Origin of the sequence: Amycolatopsis orientalis (assembly GCF_000943515.2) — a bacterium.
Classification (GTDB): domain Bacteria; phylum Actinomycetota; class Actinomycetes; order Mycobacteriales; family Pseudonocardiaceae; genus Amycolatopsis; species Amycolatopsis orientalis.
In genome coordinates this window covers 2016386-2035350 of record NZ_CP016174.1, presented here as the reverse complement: position 1 = coordinate 2035350, position 18965 = coordinate 2016386, and the positions used below count along the sequence as shown (strand labels likewise).

Sequence of the window (18965 nt, the reverse complement as noted above, 5' to 3'; positions counted from 1 at the left end):
ATCCGCTGCGTTCGGCGCTCCACAACCTCTCCGCCCAACTTGGACAACTCCGGCCACAACTTCCCCTGGTCGAGCACTTCCTTCTTATGACCAGATGTCAGGACCCCTGTCCATTTCACCGTCGGCGGCCTCAAGACTAGTTCCTCGTTACTTCCCATCACTTGCAGCGGTTCCCCGTCGGCCTCTAGCAGGGAGAACTCCAGCACTTCTAGCGCCTCGCCATCCCTGCGCCTTTTGAACAGAATGCCGATTTCGTCGGCGGTAACCAGCCCGCCGGACATCAGGGACATTTCACTTTGGCCGTAACGCCTACGCTTTGTTTTCTTCTGATCATAGAACTGCGCCGCCCAGACCTGAGCCCAAATCTTGGCAGTCGCCCGCGAGACCTGACGCCCGGCCAGGTAGTCGTTCAAATTCTGCGATTTGCTTTTATCCTTGTCGGGCCTCCTCCACGAAAGCACCCATTGCGGCGTCGACGTAGACCCCACTAACACCGCTGCGATTTTTTCGACGAACCGTTCGACACCCTCTACAGGAGATCCGTTGACCAAATAGTCGGCGGCAACACGTCTTACCACATCTACATCGATCTCGGCGAAACGATGCCGCGACACGATCCTTGCGGCCGTTTCCTGATGAGGCCCGAGCTCCACCGCGGGCCTCTTTCCGTGCCGCCGCTGAGACAACCCAGCGCCGTCCAGCAGCCACTCCAAAGCAGCAAGAGGATCACCAGGGACTGTCGGGAAAGTCCTGTCATCCTGCTCGGTGATCGGCTTGTCCAGCTCATGAAGCGGTTCGTCGGCTGTCAGCGAGATCGCCGGTGCCTCGGTCGGCGCACCACGAGTAACCTTGAAGTGCTTGGCGCCGAATTCCTGCACTTGATCCTGCGTGGGCCACGACTCTTGATCCTGTATGGCCGACGGCATCTGATTCCGCATCGCCGCCCCCAGTGCCTCAGCCACCTGATACCACACCGCGGCAACCCGCGCGTCCACGTCGTCACCATGTCCCGGGTGAATCACCAGGTTCAGAAGAACAGGCCTGTGCTCGTCGTTGCCTGCTACGCGCAGGACGAGTCTCTCCATCAACCATCGCAGCAACCGCCGTGAAGCCGGAGAGAACAACAAACTGCCGTCCGGCAGGAACGGGATGGTCACACTATTTTCCGCCCGGTACGACCACTCCGGCTGACCGGACACCGGCAACTCAGCACGCCACGATTGCTGCCCCCGACCGGCCTCCGACCCGGATGCCCGCGCGGAACCGGAGGATTCGCCTTCCGGTCGGGCCCGGTCGTATCCCGCGCCGCCGGGGGCGGTTGTGGTTGGTGGTGGGGTGGGGTTTGTGCTCAGGTTCAGGCGTTCGACGATCGCTTTCGCGAGTGGCCGTACGGTCTCCGCCGGGTTGTCGAGGCTGCTGGTGAGGATGTGCAAGGCCGAGGCGACCAGATCGACCGCGTAGTCGTGGTAGTCGAGGCGAACGTGGGCCCCGGGCCCTGTCGCCCGCTCAGGCAGCGGATCCTCGAGGAACCCACCCACCAAGTCACGAGCCCGCTGGAAAACACTGTCACCGCGGTCCACCCCCGCCAGAACGGCGCGCGCCACCCGAAGCTCGGCACCCAACCGCCGCTCCCAGTCCGCACCCTTCACACCCTCCACCATGTTCTCCACCCAGGCCCGGCCCCACCCGTCAGGAACCGGATCCACCCCCACCTCCGCCAGCACCCTGTCCCGCAACGTCCGCGGCCCCGTCCCATCCACCGCCGGCCGCCACCCGGCCACCTCCACCGGAACAGCACCAGCAACGACCTGCTCACCACGCTCACCGGCAGGCTCCGCCGGCACCGCACCGGAAACGTCCCGGTCCTGCCGAGACAAGGTCCGCGACGTCCCGAGGTTCACCGAAAGGTCCTCAGCCAGCTTGTGCGCGCGCTCCTTGGGCAACCCTTCGGCCAGATAACGAGCGACGATCACCTTGATCGCATTGTTCAGCCGGACAGCGTCTTCTTGCTCAGGCTTCGGCTTCTCGATCCACACCGGCACCCGATGATAAAGCGACACGATCCCCACGGCCTCCTTCATGAAATCCTCAGCCGGCCGCCCCTTACCCCGATCAGACAACCCACCCCCGTCCTCCACCCACTTCACCGCACCCACACGATCCTTCGGAATCGGCGGCCACCCCCACACCACCCCCCCGACACGAACCACACCACCAGCAGAAGAACCCACCTCAGAACCGGCTTCACGCCGCAAACCACCAGGCAGCACAGCCCCGACGACCGGAACCGCGCGCCCCCTGCCCAACGCCGCCGACAACTCCGTCAACAGATCCCGGGCACGTTCTTCGGACAGGGCACGTTCTTCTTCTTCGGACAGGGCACGGTCTTCGAACAGGCCCCCGGTGAGATAGCCCGAGACAACTTCGATCACCTCGAGGGTCAACCTCGCACCCCACACGCGGTCCAGCTGCTCATCAGACACGAAGCCACGGGCGATCCGATAGTTCTCGGTTCCATGTTTATGCTCCGCCCCATAGAGATTCTCGAAGCGCTCGGCTTCCTGGCGAACCCAAACCAGCGCCTCCCCACGCGCCGACGGAATCGGCGGCCAGCCCAGCACCGTGCCCAGCGCTTTCGCAAGCTCCTTCGCCAACTCGTCCGCCCCGCCGGCAGAAAGACCCCTGTCCAGATAACCCTCAACGACTGCTGTCATCTCCGCGATCAGGTCGCGGTCCGGCGCACCGGCGAATGGCCCCGGAATCGTCGCCGGCCCACGGTAATACCGCGAAACCAGCTCCTCGGCTAACGGGTTGAGGTGACGATACGGACTCGCGTCCCGTTCGCGATGGGCCAGATCACTTTCGACGTACAACCACCTGAGCGCACCTTCCCGACCCTCCCGAAGTGGTCCCCAATCCGGTTCCGTCAGCGCCCCGGAGTCCCGTAGTTCACCACCCAGCACACCCCTCTGACGAGGCAAGCCGACCGTTTTACTGAAATTCTCCGCACGTTGGAAAGCAGTTTCTAATATAGACGCGTGAATGAAGCCACGGCGCAAGTCAGACGCTATTGACCCGGCAACCAGGTCGGTCAGGGCTTCATATCGCTCCCGGTGCAGATCATGCAGCTTCGGGACCTCACCGTCGAACGTTCGCGGCTCCTGATTGAAGATATTCACCAGCCGGCGAGCCCACCCGTCGACCGTTTGCCACCCGAATTCCGTCTCCTCGTGCTCCCATTCCGCCGATTCCTCACGCGCGAGCCTCAGAAGATTATTCACCTCCGAGTCGGAGTCGGAGTCGGGTTTCGTCGGCCCGTACAATCCGCCTGGGCGCTGCTGCCCTTCCACGCGCACCTGCACCATGCCGACCTCGGGAGCGTCCGCGGACACCTCAATGCGCACGACATGTATCCGGTCCAGCAATTCATTTTCCGATATCCGGTCCAGCAATTCATCGTCCGATATCCGGTCCAGCAATTCATCGTCCGATATCCGGTCCAGCAATTCATCGTCCGACAGCGAGGTGCCATTCACCCTGTATTTCATGAGCTCGTCGCTCGCTTCGAAATTTAGCAGATCGTGCAATGCCTTCAGACTCGCCCCGTGTTCCCCTTGTGCACTGAAAAGCCATGCTCGAACTCTCGGCAAAGACTCGTTCGCGGACGACACAGCGGCGGCACCGACAAATCCCTCCATCATCCCGTGGACTACGAATTTGTCGGACCATGACAGCGTGCCCTCCGCGGTCAGTTTCCCGACCCACTTCTCCCGGGCGACCGTCCGCAGTTTCTCGACAAGCCACCCGTCGACCACACCGCCGGAAAATTCCACAATCTTGCGAGGTTCATACAGCCATGGGGCGCCGAGCATGTCGTCCACGCCGTCGCGCATGTTGTCGATGATGTTGTCAAGCCACGCCCGTACCCACACAGCAGGAACAGGGTCAAGCTCCAGCTCTCGCGCGATCATCTCGAGCAACTCTTGCGGCAGCTGCCCCAGTGGGGTTTCTTCGAGAAGCGACTCGATCTCCGCGTTAGGTTCCCCATACCGGCGTGCTGCGAGCTGCGTCGCTATCCCACGCCGGACCACGAACTCACGCAAATTCTGCGGCCCCGTTCCATCCGCCGCCGGCCGGAACTTCACCACATCGAGCGGCGCACGCCAGAACTTCGTCGCGATCTCATCGGAGAGTTCCTGAGCATCACCTTCCAACATCCCCCCGGTGAGGTACCCCGAGATAACTTCGATCACCGCACTGGTCAACCCCACGCCCCCCACGCGGTCCAATGCCGGGTTATTTTTCCCCATCTCCGGGATATCGATGGAATTCGACACCAAGCGACGGGCGATCTGATAGTTCTCGGTCCCCTGCCTATGCTCCGCCTCATAGAGCCTCCGGAAGCGCTCGGCTTCCTCACGAACCCAGTCCAGCACTCTCCGACGCTCAGACGGAATAGACGGCCAGTCCCGCGTCGTACCCAGCGCTTTCGCAAGCTCCTTCGCCAACTCGTCCGCCCGGTCGACCGAAAGACCCCTGTCCAGATAACCCTCAACGACTATTTTCGCCTCGACGATCAGGTCGCGATAGACCAGCCTATCGTCGGAGCTGAGTTCTACAAACTTCGCTGAACCACGGTAATACTTCGAAACCAGCTCTTCGGCCTTCTCGAAAAACGGGTTAAGATGACGATAGGGACTTGCGTCTCGTTCGAGTTGGGCCAGCCTACTTTCGACGTACAACCACTTGAGCACATCTCCCTGGTCCTGCGGAATTGGTCGCCAATCCGGTTCCGTCAGCGACTCGGTAGGCCGTGGTTCGCCACCGAGTACGCCCACTTGACGACGCAATCCGACCACACTGGTGGCTTCTTTCACATAATCGAGAGCAACTCTGAAGATTTCCTCGGAAGATAAAAATAATTCTTCTGAAATGAGCAAGTCGGACGCTATTGACCAGGTGATCAAGACCTTCAGGGCGTCATATCGCTTCTGGTGCGCCTCATGCCGAGGCGGCACTTCACCGTCGAACGTCCTCGGCTCCTGATTGAAGATATTCACCAGCCGACTAGCCCACCCGGAGATCGTCGGCCACCCGAAGGCCGTTTCCTCGCGCTCCAATTCGGGCAATTCCACACGCGCCTGGGCCAGGTCATTGTTCATGTCCTGGCCAAGTGGCGGCATATCGGGTTTCACCGGCTCGTACAATCCGCCTGGGCGCCGCTGCCCGTCCACGTGCACCTGCACCATGCCGGCCTTGGGATCATCCGCGGACACCTCAATGTGCACGACATGTATCCGATTCTGCAATTCCTTGGCCGACAACCAGGTACCTTCCACCTCGTAGTCCGGGAGCTTGGCCAGCGCTTCCTTGGTTATCAGATCGCGCATGAACTCCGAGCTTGCCCCGTGTTCCCCCTGCGCGATGAACAGTCTCGCCCGGACTCTCGGCAAAGAGTCGTTCGCGGACGACACTGCGGCGGCACTGACGAATCCCTCCACCATCAAGCGGACCAGCTCCTCGTCCGACGGCGCTAGCTCGCCCTCCGCGGTCAGGTTCCCGATCCACTTCTCCCGGGCGACTGTACGCAGTTTCCCCACAAGCCACGCGTCGACCAAACCGCCGGAACGTTTCTCTACCCCGGAGGGTTCATGCATCCATCTGTTGTGTGTGCGAAGGTCGCTGATGTTGTCAAGCCACGCCCGTACCCACACAGCAGGGAAGGGGTCAAGCTCCAGCTCTCGCGCGATCATCTCGAGCAACTCCGGCGGCAGCTGCCCAAGACTGGGGACTTTTTCAAGAAGCGACTCGATCTCCGCGTCAGGTTCCCCGTCCCGGCGTGCTGCGAGCTGCCTCGATATCCCGCGCAGGATCAAGAACTCACGCAAATCCTGCGGCCCCGTCCCATCCTCCGCCGGCCGGAACTTCACCACGTCGAGTGGTGCACGCCAGAACTTCATCGCGATCTCATCGGAAAGTTCCTGGGCACGATCTTCGGACAAGCCTCCCGTGAGGTAGCCCGAAACAACTTCAATCACCGCGCTGGTCAAACCCACGCCCCCCACATGATCCAAAGCCGGGTTTTCCCTCATCTCCGGGACGCCGAGGCTCTCGAACACCAAGCGACGAGCGATCCGATAGTTCTCGGTTCCCTGCTTGTGCTCCGCCCCCTCATGGAGCTCCCGGAAGCGCGCGACTTCCTTACGAACCCAGGCCAGCACCTTCCCACGCGCAGACGGGATCGGCTTCAAACCCAGCGTCGGCAGCCCGTTCCAACCGTCATAATCCTTGGCCGTCACCGCGAACACGTTCGGCACCACCACACCACCGGGCGCGTCCGTTTCCGCCGATGGCTCCTGACGGGAACCAGGCACGACACGCCGCATAGAGTTTTCCCACGCCACCTGCCAAGCCGGCGTCACACCACCCAGCGCGGTAAAGGTCTCCTGAAAACCCGACAAGTCGAGAAACTCAGACAAACTATCCTGAGGTGCCTTCACCGACGAAGAACCAACACCGAAGGGTTCGTCTCCCCATATGGTCTCGTCGTGTCGTGTGTCGCCGGAAAGATCAGGCGATACGGTTTGCGGGCCCAGGTGGAGTGGCCGGGACAATCCCAGCAGCCGCGGGGCCTTGGCGGATGCGGACAGCACATACGTGCCCTGGTTCGAGTTCCCGCTCCGATCTACCTCGATCCATCCCCCGCCGTTGCCGACCAGCTTCGGCCGCGGTTTACCGTCGACGTACTCGATTCCCCCCACCCCGGTCGCCGGACCACCTGCCACCCCCAACCACACCTGCTTCTCCGGATAGAAAACCGTGCCATTGAAGGAGTTCGCCAGCCCTGTGGCAAGCTCCGGCAAACCCTCCTGATAGCAGAGGAAGAACCGCACCGCGTCCCGCTTGTTCCAACCGGCGGCATCGAGAGCCTTCGTCACACTCTCCAGATCCGGCACGGTATGACTCGTGACCACCACACCGAACACACCCGGCTCATGCCGCAACCACCGCGCAGCCTGCCCCACCTGCGAACCCAGATCACCCAACACCATCCCGGCCTCGACCACACCCACACGAGCACTCGCCGGAACCAACCAACCCGACCCCGGCTCAACCCTCTCACCGGACACAGCACCCAGAAGCCTCCCCGGACGACGCAAACCCACCCAATCAGACAGATCGCGCGCAATCAGAAGGGGTGGTCTCCACCCCTGTCCCCACAGGAAACCAGGGTTGTTGATCTTCGCGGCGACTACGATGACCGCGGCCTCGTACCGGGCATCGCGCAAGGCGTACAGCCTCCGCATCAGCGGATTCCGCCCGGTGTACTTCACGGGCTCTCGGTTGTACCGATTCACCAGTTCGCGAGCCCGGCCGAAGACCGCGTCATCAGAAGACACCCCGGCCAGCAGCCTCTGCGCCTCCTGTAGCGCGCGGTATATAGGCGAGGACTCGTTGTCGGGATCGTCGTAAACTCCAAGGCCATAAAGGTCGCCCGGACGCTTCTGCCCCTCTACGTGCAGGTGCACGAGACCGATCCGCGGGTCACCAGCCGGTACCGCACGGGTCCGGATGTCTGTCCGCGCCAGCAGATCCTCCACCGACTTCGCGAACCACGCCGTCCGCTCGCGATGACGCATCAGCCCAGGTGTCACTACCTTCTCTATCAGCTGGTGCACTGGGTCCGGGTCCTGCTGTACTGGGGCCGGGTCCCGCGGAAAGACCCGTTTCACGGCCGACCAGGCGGCGGTGTGTTTGGACGGCACCATCGACTTCACCAACGACCGCCGCGTGCCGCCGCCCCTGCCTGGGGCCTGCTCCGCGACGTAGCGCACCCCCAACAGGCGCGGCAACAACCCAGGCTCAGCCTGCATCGCGGCATCGGCGAACCCAACCAGCATCGACCGGACATTCACTGTGTCGAGAATCCCCGCTACGTCGGAGCCGTTCAGCCGGAACGTCCAGTCCGTCCGGGCATGCCTCCTCAGCTGCTCCACCTCCCATGCGGCGACCCACCCACCAGATATCGCCTCCACATCAACTGCCGTATAGGCGTACGGCCCATAGCCGCGTTCAATGGCCGGATCAATTTCGCCCGCAATGGACTCAAGCCATTCCATGATCCATTCCTGGAAATGCTCAATGGACAGGGGATCCCGCTCCTGCCGGGCCACCTCCTCCCGGACCATCTCCAGCAATTCCGCAGGAAGGTCCCCGACAGGCGTGCCGATAAGTGGCCTGACGTGCTCACCCAGACCGCCCTTGAAGTTTCTGGGACGCAGCCAATTCGCGACCCCGCGCTTTTTGAACTTCCGCATGAACTCCGGCAAAGTCTGCGGCCCGATGGGCCCCCCGTTAGCGTTCGTCGCGGGCCGCCACCCCACCAGTTCGGCGCGGCCCGGCGGAGCGGGAGGCAGCGACCTGCCGGAAACCTTGCCGACGGAAGTGTCGGGATCGCCGGTTCGTGGGCCCAGGTGGAGTGGCCGGGACAATCCCAGCAGCGGCGGGGCCTTGGCGGATGCCTTCAGCACATACGTGCCCGGCTTCGGGTTCCCGCTCCGATCTACTTCGATCCATCCCCCGCCGTTGTCGGCCAGCTTCGGCCGCGGTTTACCGTCGACGTACTCGATTCCCCCCACCCCGGTCGCCGGACCACCTGCCACCCCCAACCACACCTGCTTCTCCGGATAGAAAACCGTGCCCCTGAAGGATTTCGCCAGCCCCGCGGCAAGCTCCGGCAAACCCTCCTGATAGCAGAGGAACAAACGCACCGCGTCCCGTTTGTTCCAACCGGCAGCCTCGAGAGCCTTCGTCACAGTCTTCAGGTCCGGAACGGTATGACTCGTGACCACCACACCGAACACACCCGGCTCATGCCGCAACCACCGCGCCGCCTGCCCCACCTGCGAACCCAGATCACCCAACACCATCCCGGCCTTCACCACACCCACACCAGCACCCACCGGAACCAACCAACCCGACCCCGGCCCGACCCTCTCACCGGACACAACACCCAGAAGACCCTCCGGACGACGCAAACCCACCCAATCGGACAGCTGGCCCGCAAGCTCGTCGGCTGAAATCGGCGCGAAACCAGTGTTGTGGATCTTCGCGGCGACTAGCGTGACCGCGCCCTCGTACCGGGCAAAGTGCAAGTCGTACAGCTTCCGCATCAGCTGATTCCGCCCGGTGTACGCCACGGGCTCTCGGTTGTACTGATTCACCAGTCTGCGAGCCTCGACGAAGACCGCGTCATCACGAGGTACCCCGGTCAGCACACTCTGCGCGTTCAGTAGCTCGCGGTACTTAGTCGAGGAGTCTTTGTTGGGATTGTCGTAAGCTTGAAGGTAATGAAGGTCGCCCGGAAGCTGCTGCCCCTCCAGGTGCAAGTGCACGAGACCGATCCGCTCGTCGCCAGCCGGCACCGCACGAGTCCGGACGTCCGTCCGGGCCATCAGATCCCTCACCGACACCGGGACCGACGACGCCCGCTCGCGATGATCCATCAGCGCAGGTGTCACTGCCTTCTTTATCAGCTGGCGCAGTGGGTCCCGCGAAAAGACCCCCTCCATGGCCGACCAGGCGGCAGTCAGTTTGGGTTGCTCCGCGACGTAGCGCACCCCCAACAGGCGCGGCAACGACCCAGGCTCAGCCTGTACCGCGGCATCAACGAACCCCCGCAGCATCGACTCAACGGCTTGGTTGCCGATATGCCCCTTTACTTCACCGGAGTCGTTCAGCCGGAACGTCCAGTCCGTCCGGGCATTCGTCCTCAGCTGCGCCACCTCCCATGGGGCGACCCACCCACCGGATATCGTCGCCACGTCATCTGCCCAATAGCGGTATCTATCGAGAATATCGCCCGAAATAATGTCGTCCATAATGGACTTAAGCCATTCCCCGACCCAAGCCCTGGTCCATGCGCGGAAGTATTCGACGGACTGGGGATCCATCGTCTCTTCCTGGTCGACCACGGCCTTCCGGACAATCTCCAGCAATTCCTTCGGAAGCTTCTGCCCCAAAGGTGTTTCTGCCAGAAGGCGCTCGACGTCCTCACCCAGCCCGCGCTTGAAATCTTCGGGACGCAACCGATTCGCGATCCCTCGCCGGTGTATGGACTCCCGCATGAACTCCGGCACGACCTTCGGCACGAACCCCGGCACGAACTCCGGCTTGAACTCCGGCAAAGTCCGCGGCCAGGTTCCGTCCCTCTTGGGCCGCCATCCCACCAGGTCGGCCGGGGCCGGCGGAACGCGAGGCAGCAGCTTGCTGGTTCGTGGGCCCAGGTGGAGTGGCCGGGACAATCCCAGCAGCGGCGGGGCCTTGGCGGATGCCTTCAGCACATACGTGCCCGGCTTCGGGTTCCCGCTCCGATCTACTTCGATCCATCCCCCGCCGTTGTCGGCCAGCTTCGGCCGCGGTTTACCGTCGACGTACTCGATTCCCCCCACCCCGGTCGCCGGACCACCTGCCACCCCCAACCACACCTGCTTCTCCGGATAGAAAACCGTGCCCCTGAAGGATTTCGCCAGCCCCGCGGCAAGCTCCGGCAAACCCTCCTGATAGCAGAGGAACAAACGCACCGCGTCCCGTTTGTTCCAACCGGCAGCCTCGAGAGCCTTCGTCACAGTCTTCAGGTCCGGAACGGTATGACTCGTGACCACCACACCGAACACACCCGGCTCATGCCGCAACCACCGCGCCGCCTGCCCCACCTGCGAACCCAGATCACCCAACACCATCCCGGCCTTCACCACACCCACACCAGCACCCACCGGAACCAACCAACCCGACCCCGGCCCGACCCTCTCACCGGACACAACACCCAGAAGACCCTCCGGACGACGCAAACCCACCCAATCGGACAGCTGGCCCGCAAGCTCGTCGGCTGAAATCGGCGCGAAACCAGTGTTGTGGATCTTCGCGGCGACTAGCGTGACCGCGCCCTCGTACCGGGCAAAGTGCAAGTCGTACAGCTTCCGCATCAGCTGATTCCGCCCGGTGTACTTCACGGGCTCTCGGTTGTACTGATTCACCAGTTCGCGAGCCTCGACGAAGACCGCGTCATCACGAGGTACCCCGGTCAGCACACTCTGCGCGGCCTGTAGCTGGAGGTACTTAGTCGAGGAGTCTTTGTTGGGATTGTCGTAAGCTTGAAGGTAATGAAGGTCGCCCGGAAGCTGCTGCCCCTCCAGGTGCAAGTGCACGAGACCGATCCGCTCGTCATCAGCCGGCACCGCACGGGTCCGGATGTGCACCCGGGCCATCAGCGCCCTCACCGACACCGGGACCGACGACGCCTTCTTGCGATGACCCCGCAGCCGAGATGTCACCGCCTCCTTTATTTTCTGGTGCACTGGGTCCGGCGAAGAGACCCGCTCCATGGCCGACAAGGCGGCGGTGAGTTTGGACGGCGCCAGCGATCGCTGCGTGCCGCCGCCCTGGCCTGGAGCTTGCTCCGCGACGTAGCGCACCCCCACCAGGCGTGGCAACGACCCAGGCTCGGCCTGTACGGCGGCATCGACGAACCCGTCCAGCATCGTCCCGACAAACTCCCTGTCGAAACGCCCCGCTATGTCGGAGCCGTTCAGCCGGAACGTCCAGTCCGTCCGGGCATTCGACCTCAAGTCCATTACCACCCATGGGTCGACCAACCCACCGGATATCTCCGCCACTTTACGCGCCGTATAGCGGTGTCCACGGACCGGATCAAATTCGTATATAATGGACTTGAGCCATTCCCTGATCCAGGGATGGAAAAATTCGATGGACAGGAGATCCAGCTCCTGCTGGACCACTTCCAGCCGGACCATCTCCAGCAATTCCGGCGGAAGCTTCTGCCCCAAAGGGGTTTCTGCCAGAAGCCGCTCGACGTCCTCATCCAGCAGGCCTGCCTCGCGATCGCTAAGACTAATCCGCTCCGCGATCCCGCGCCGCGATATGAACTCCCGCATGAACTCCGGCAAAGTCTGCAGTCCGGTGGGCTCCCCGTTTTCGTTCGTCGCGGGCCGCCACCCCACCAGTTCGGCGCGGCCCGGCGGAGCGGGAGGCAGCGGCTTGCCGGAACCCTGGCCGGCGCGCGCCGCGCCGGCGGTCGAGGACTCGCCTACTTCAGGAACGCCGTCGATACGGGCTCCGCCGGGCAGGGGGACCGGGTTCCCGGGCAATCCCCGGCTGGTACCGAGTTTCACCGCGAGTTCCGCGGACAGCTTCTGCGCGTCGGGTTCGGACCATCCGTTGGCCAGGTACCGCGCGATGAGGTCTTTCACCGCGCTGTTCAACCGGACGGCTTCCACGTCCTCCAGATCCGGTTGTTCGACCCATACCGGCACTCGATGAGACAGGGACACGATTTTCGTGGCCTGCACGATAAAGGGCTCGAAGGCCTTGGCCGGGCTCTTGCCGAACCGCCCTTGAGAGAGTCCCCCGTCGTCGTACACCCAGGCACGGGCTTCCTCACGATTCGACGGAATCCACGGCCACTCCCGCACTGCCCCGCCCGGGGTGGTGTCCGCGGGCCTGGCGGGCATCTCGTGGTCGAAGATGTCGTGCAAACCGGATGCGGCCTGGTCGAGCCAGGACTGCCAGTCCTGCTTCCCGGTACTGGCCGGAGCCGTGTACGCGGCCCGGAAATCCGTCAAGAATTTGTCATTCAACCCGATGACCTTCGCCGCCGGCACCACCGTGTCGGGGTGGCCGTCACGCCACGTGTCGAGTTGATCGGTGAAGGCGTGCCGCGCGGTGTAGAGCGCGGCGGCCAGATCCCGTGTGGCGTCGGTGTCCAGGGAAGCAGGGCGTTCCGGCGCGGCGGAAGGCACGTCCAGAGGGCGGGTTCCCGGTTCGCCACCCGGGGTGGTGTCCGCGGGCCTGGCGAGGATCTCCTGATCGAAGATGTCCCGCAAACCGGAGGCGGCCTGCTCGAGCCAGGACCGCCAGCCCTGCTGCCCGGCACCGGCCGGAGCCATATAGGCGGCCCGGAAACCAGCCAAGAACGCATCATTCAGCCGGATGCCCACGGTCGCCGGCACAATGACACCGAGGTGGGCGGCACGCCAGTCGTCGAGTTTCCCGATGAAGGCCGCTTGCGCTGTGTCGAGCACATCGGCCGGGACCTCGACAGCGTCCTGCTCCTCGTCGAACAGGGAGTCACGACGTTCCAGCGCGGCCGGGGGGCGAGTTTCGGGTTCGTCGCCGGGAGCGCGTGGGTGTGCGCCGGGGTCGGTGGGCGGGGCGTTGGGCCAGGCGCCGGTGACGTCGATGGTGGGATGCTCGGTCTCGAGGAGAGGATCGAGACGTGTCCCGGGGGTCTGCGGGGTGACGGACTCGTCCTCGACGTCGCTGCGAGGGGCGGCCGGCGGGGCGTCGGTGTTGTCGCGGGGGGTGTCCTGGTACTGGATGACGTCCGCGGTGATCTCGGGGTCCAATGAGTGCTCAAGGTCGTCGCCGGGGTAGCGGTAGGTGTGCACCTCGCCGTCGTTGCCGCTGCGGCCGGTGCGGGTGAAGGTCTGTGTCCGGATGTCCGGATCCTCGTCCCATCCCGTCCGGACGATCAGTTTGTGTTCCAGGGCGGGGGTGAGGTCCATCCCCCGCCCGCCCTGCTTGTTCATGAGCAGCACGTCGCCGCCTGCCACGGTCTCGGCGAGGATCCGTGCGCGTTCCGCCTCGAAGTTCTTGTCCTGCGCGACCTGCCATTCCGAGTCGAGGGCATGGTGCTTGACGCCCAGTTCAGTGAGCATCTCCGACAGCATCGCCACCTGATAGTTCTTCAGGAGCACGATCAGCTGCGGCTGCCCCTTTTCCGCCGCTATGTCCTCGGCGTACTTTTGCAGCATGCCCTCCTCGGTGAGGGCCCAATTGGTCTCGAAGTACTCCACACGCTCCTTGTAATAGCGCGGTATTTCCTTGACCACCGGTGACAGACCCGCCATGGCGAACTCGAGGCCGTGGCCTTTCGCCGTGCCTGAGGCCCCCACTTTGTGCACGATCTCCTTCCTCGCCAGCAACTCCTGGAAGGTCACGTTCGAGCTGCTCTTGGTGTCGGCCCGCACCCGCAGGCCGAGCGAGTGCTCGATCGCCTGCGCCAGCCCGTTGTTCCACCGGCTTTCGGAGTTGGTCTCCGGATCGAACATCACCTCATGGGTTTTCGGGTCGATGATCAGGATCCCATCCCCTGCCTTGTTGAGCACGAAATGGTCGCCCTTGCGGTAGACCCATCGCGCGAGAGCGGCGTTGTCCAGCCGCCGCACGTCGTCGTCGGTCAGCGCCCGCCCCAGCAGAAGCTCCAGCTTGTCCCGGCCCTGCTCGGTGAGCCGCGCGCTCCCGCCCCGCTGCCCCTCCACCCGCCCGAAATCAGCGATCTCCAGCCAGCCGTTGTCGAGAGTGTTCGTCAGCAGATCGTGCGCGTCCTTGACCAGCTCGGCCACCTCCGGCGACGCCGCATCCCGCGCACCCTTACTCATGATGTATTGCTTGTTTGTATCGCGAGCGCCTTCGTCGACCTCGTCGACAGCCACTCCCATCCGGTATTCCTTATCAAGGCTTTCCTGCCCCGGGAACTTTCCGCCGTTCTTCAGGTTGTAAAAGGCGGCCTGCCCTTCCGAGGTATAGAAGATCGTGTGTTTTCCTTCTTGTAGCTCCGTGATCGGGTTGTCGGAGTTCACCCGGTGCACATCCACCCCCAGGTACCCCAGCACATTTTCATAGAGATCCATTTCCTTCTTCACCAACGCTTCGCGCGACGTCATCACCATGAACGCGTCCAGGGCCGCCATCGCGTTGGCCACCGCCGAGTGAATGAGGAACAACCAGGATTTACCCTCCCCCGCCGCCATCTGGTTGTTGTGCCCCTCGTTGAACGCGTGCGCCGCCGAGACCTGCGTCCAGCGCGCTGTGACCCCCTCCTCCCGAAACATGGACTCGAGCACCGCCGCGAACGAATCCGCCTCGTCCCGGCGCTGATACAACTCCGCCAGCGCCGCGGCATCCAGCTCGGTCAGCCGCCGATGCTCAGGAATCAGCGGGGAAGACCGCTCCACATAGTCATTGAGATACCAGGCCGCGTCATCCGCCTTGTTCGCACTCGCCAGCCACTGCTCGAGCACCGCGGCACCGACCGGTTGCTCGACCCAGCCGGATTTCCCGTCCGGCACGAACGTCACAGGCTGCGGCAGCCGCTTGCCGGTCGAGTCCGTCAGCTGCCGGTAGGCCACCACCGTCTCCACCCCGCCATGGCTGTCGACGACCCTCTCGCTCTTCGTCGGCAACATCACCTGTGTCCCGTCCGCGCGAGTCACCGGACCGACCGCGACCGCCTCGGCCTTGGTCATCTTCGTCGCCTGCACCTCCCCGCCGCCGTACGCGGCGCCGACCACGCCCCATCCCACGCACGACGCTCGACACTCAACCCCTCCTCCACCACCTGCCACCGCAGATCAGGGCCGACCAGGTCATAGACCTCGTTCTTCAGCACCACATACCGCACCTCACCACCGAGATCGAACAACGCCCGCGCACCCTCCGGCACCACCACCGGGCCCCCGGCAGCCGGCACCGTCCCCTCACCGTCCGCCCGGTACCACCCGTTCCTGTCCCGCGACCACGACGTCCCCAGAGCGGTGAACCGCTTCGGCCACAACACCGTCCCCGGCGGACCCGCGACCACCCCCGGCCGTCCCGGATCCGCGGGCGGCGGCATCTCCCGGGCGTCACCCGCGGTGTCCCGGATCGTGTCCTCGATCGCCGCGAGATCCTCCGCGTCCAGACGGATACTCCGCCCCTCCGCCGCACCACCCAGACTCACCGGCTCCGCCGATTTCCCCTCGACCCGATGAACCGCAACAGTTTCCCCACCGCCGCGTCGACGTCCCCGGCCCGCCACGACAGCTGCCCACCCCCGCCTTCGTGCCCACCTCCACCGGAACCCGCCGCAAACCGTCCCGCTCCCAGCCCGGACGAGGCGGCGCCTCCGACACCCACGCGTCGAGCACCACATGCAACTGATCCCGGCCCGGAAGCCGGTACCGGCCATTGACCTCCTGATCCAGCTTCTCCTCGATGGCGCGCGCGAAGGCACGGCGCGCGTTCCCGTCCACCCCACCCTTCTTCGACACCAGCTCCACCGGCACCGACAACTCCCGCACCCACTGCGCCGGCGCCACCTCGCCCGGCCACTCCGCGCCACGCCGCTCACTGAACCGGAGCTGCGTGATCCCGTCCTCGCCCCCGGTCGAGGCTTCCCGCCGCTCACCCCAGTGCCGCGTCGCCGGAACCGAGTCCCGCACGGCATCCCAGGCCGCGGTGGTGACGAACTCAGCCACCGGACCGGCCGTGTGTCCGTCCTCAAAGGACCGCGCCGCGTGGTCGGGGCGGGTCGTTCCGAGCTGCGCCGCCAGAACCGCCGCCTGCACAGCCCCGGAATCGACACCCGAATCCGCCCGCGGCTTGTCCTCCCCGGTCCTGCCAGCCGGCTGCTGCTTCTCCGGCGTTCCCGCCTCACCGGAAGGCCTCAGGCCACGTTGTGCCGCAACCGACTCCGTTGCGGGGCGGGCGTTCTCACCCGGCGGCCGGGCAGGCTGCGGTACATCACCCTTCGACGACTGGGCGGCGGGCGACGCTTCCGTCCGCGCGGGCCGGTCTCCGCCCGGCTGGGCCTCGCCGCGCACCGGCTGCTGCGCGGGCGAACCACCACTCTCCGGACGGCCGCCCGACACCGGTCGGGCGGCGTCCTGCGAACCCGGCGCGTTCGCGGCGGAATCCGCGCGACCAGCCTGATTCGCCGCAGACTGACCGGACGCGGGCACCGGCCGCTTGTCCTCGACCACGACGGGCTGCCGCGCACCATCCTTGCCGTTTTCCGGAACCGGACGCTCCGCCTCGGGCTGATCCTTGACCGGTCCGGCTTCCTCAAGCTTCGGCGCGGGTGCGGCACCGTCGACCTTCGGCACGGGTGCGGCACTGTCGACCTTCGGCGTGCCCGGCGCTGCCGGGGAATCGGCCTTCGGCACAGGCGCAGCACCCTCGACCTTCGGCGTGCCCGGCGCTGCCGGGGAATCGGCCTTCGGCGCAGGCGCAACACCCTCGACCTTCGGCGTGCCCGGCGCAACACCCTCGACCTTCGGCGTGCCCGGCGCAACACCCTCGACCTTCGGCACAGGTGCGGCACTGTCAGCCTTCGGCACAGGCGCAGCACCCTCGACCTTCGGCGCAGGCGCAACACCCTCGACCTTCGGCGTGCCCGGCGCTGCCGGGGAATCGGCCTTCGGCGCGGATGCGGTGCCGTCAGTTTTCGAGGTAGCGGGCTGAGTCGCGCCTTCGGCCGGGCCGGTGTCGCCGGTCTTCGGCGCTCCTGGCTGCGCCGGACCACCGGCGGTGGCCGCGGCCGGCTGACCCGGCGAACCCGCGTGCGCCGAAGCCGGCTGCCCACCAGCACTCGCGGCCGCACGCGACTCACCACCGGTGTGAACCTGGCCATTACCCGTGACCGGGCCACCGGTGCTCGTCGGCACCGAACCGGCGGAGGACGACTGTCCCGACGGCACCTCGCCAGAGGTGCGGCCGGTCGCGGGAGCGGTGACAGTGGAGGGCTGACTGGTGAACAGCTGCCCCACCGGTTTACCGCTGCTACCGCTGATCGACTGCGCGACAACGGGCTGTCCCTCGGACACCTCCCGAGTCTCTGAACCCCGGGCACCTGGGGCCTGGCTCTGCGGGCTGCGCGCGTCGGCCCCGGCCACTTTCTCATCCGGCAACGGCCGGATACTCAGCGCCGGTCGCTCGGACTCGCCCTTCTCCGACACCACACCCTTTTCACCGAAATCGCCGCTCTTCTCGTCGGTATACGACGGCGCCTTTTCATCCTCCACATAGGACACATAGGACGGTGGCCGCTCCGACGACACCGAACCCCCGTCACCGGACCCTCCCGGCTTCTCCACACCACCCGTCGACGGCGCGTGAAGATCGGCCACATCGATCTTCATGTCCTCCCCGCCACCGGCCTCGCCCGGCCGATGAGGACGACCGAAAGCCGACATCCCCCCCAGGAACCCACCCCAGACCGCGTCCGGATTTTTCAACAACTCGTTGATGATCGCGTTACTCAAGGGCACCATCGCCACCTGAAGGCTCGCGAAGCTCCCCTGTCCCAAGAGCACCAATCCCCGCGGGATCTTCTTCCCCAGATCCCGCGCCGCCGTCTGCGCCGAATGCACGAAAACCCGGGCCCCGCCCATCACCATCCCCGCCGCGGCACCCCCGATCGCACCCCCGACCGTGGCCTTCCACACCGATTCCTTGTCCAGCTCATCCCGCTTCCCGCTGCCCATCTGCCCCAGCTGCGTGAAGTAGTCCACCGACGTCAGCAGGGCCGCACCAAACCCCGCGGACACCCCGACATCGATCGCCCCCCGCTGGACGAACGGCGCGATCCGCACCATCGCCTGCTTCACACCCTCGAACGTCATCTTCTGCAGCCCCAACGTCGACAGCTTCAGCAGCAACTGCTGAACCACCATCCGCAACGTCAACGCCGTCGCGGCCTTCACAATCGGAACCATCCACGAAAGAATCAAAGTAGACAGCAGGTAAATAATCTGGATGATCGCCAACGCAGCCGCTACCCACAACAGAATCTGCGCTTTCTCCACATTCGCCGCGGCAGTCCTCAAAGTCTTCGACAGACTCTTCGCATACCCGATAAGCTCATGCAAAGCCTTCACGGCAGACCCGGTCAAATACTCGGCCATCGCCTGCGCGTACTCGCCGTCCATCGACCGGTCCAGGTCAGCCGCCCGCGCCCGCACATCCCGCGCGAAATCCTCCGCCACCGGAACGAAATCCCACCACGCCTGCGACATCGCCCGCATACTCCGGACATTGCCCTCAGGCCACTCCATCCCCGCCAAGGCCTTCAAAAAACCCTGCAGCTCCTTGGGCGGCTTCACCGGCCCATCACCAGACTCGAGCAC

General features: G+C 64.7%; 3 protein-coding genes (1 of these 3 cut by a window edge). All 3 read right to left on the bottom strand.

The window, feature by feature from the left end; translation table 11 throughout:
- Tightly spaced (each overlapping or abutting the next), the 3 genes in view from SD37_RS09640 to SD37_RS09630 form a layout consistent with a single transcriptional unit that may run on beyond the window.
- A protein-coding gene (locus SD37_RS09640) for a hypothetical protein (RefSeq protein ID WP_065912778.1) crosses the window boundary here: on the bottom strand, positions 1 to 15371 show its 5' end (the start). 25246 nt of this gene lie to the left of the window's left edge; 15371 of the gene's 40617 nt are visible here — the first part of the coding sequence; the start codon lies at positions 15369 to 15371; its stop codon lies beyond the left edge, outside the window.
- Positions 15323 to 15799, bottom strand: a complete 477-nt coding sequence (locus SD37_RS09635; RefSeq protein ID WP_065912777.1) for a hypothetical protein — start codon at positions 15797 to 15799, stop codon at positions 15323 to 15325. Before SD37_RS09635 ends, SD37_RS09640 begins: the two co-directional genes overlap by 49 nt.
- Positions 15705 to 18965, bottom strand: a complete 3261-nt coding sequence (locus SD37_RS09630; RefSeq protein ID WP_065912776.1) for a WXG100-like domain-containing protein — start codon at positions 18963 to 18965, stop codon at positions 15705 to 15707. Before SD37_RS09630 ends, SD37_RS09635 begins: the two co-directional genes overlap by 95 nt.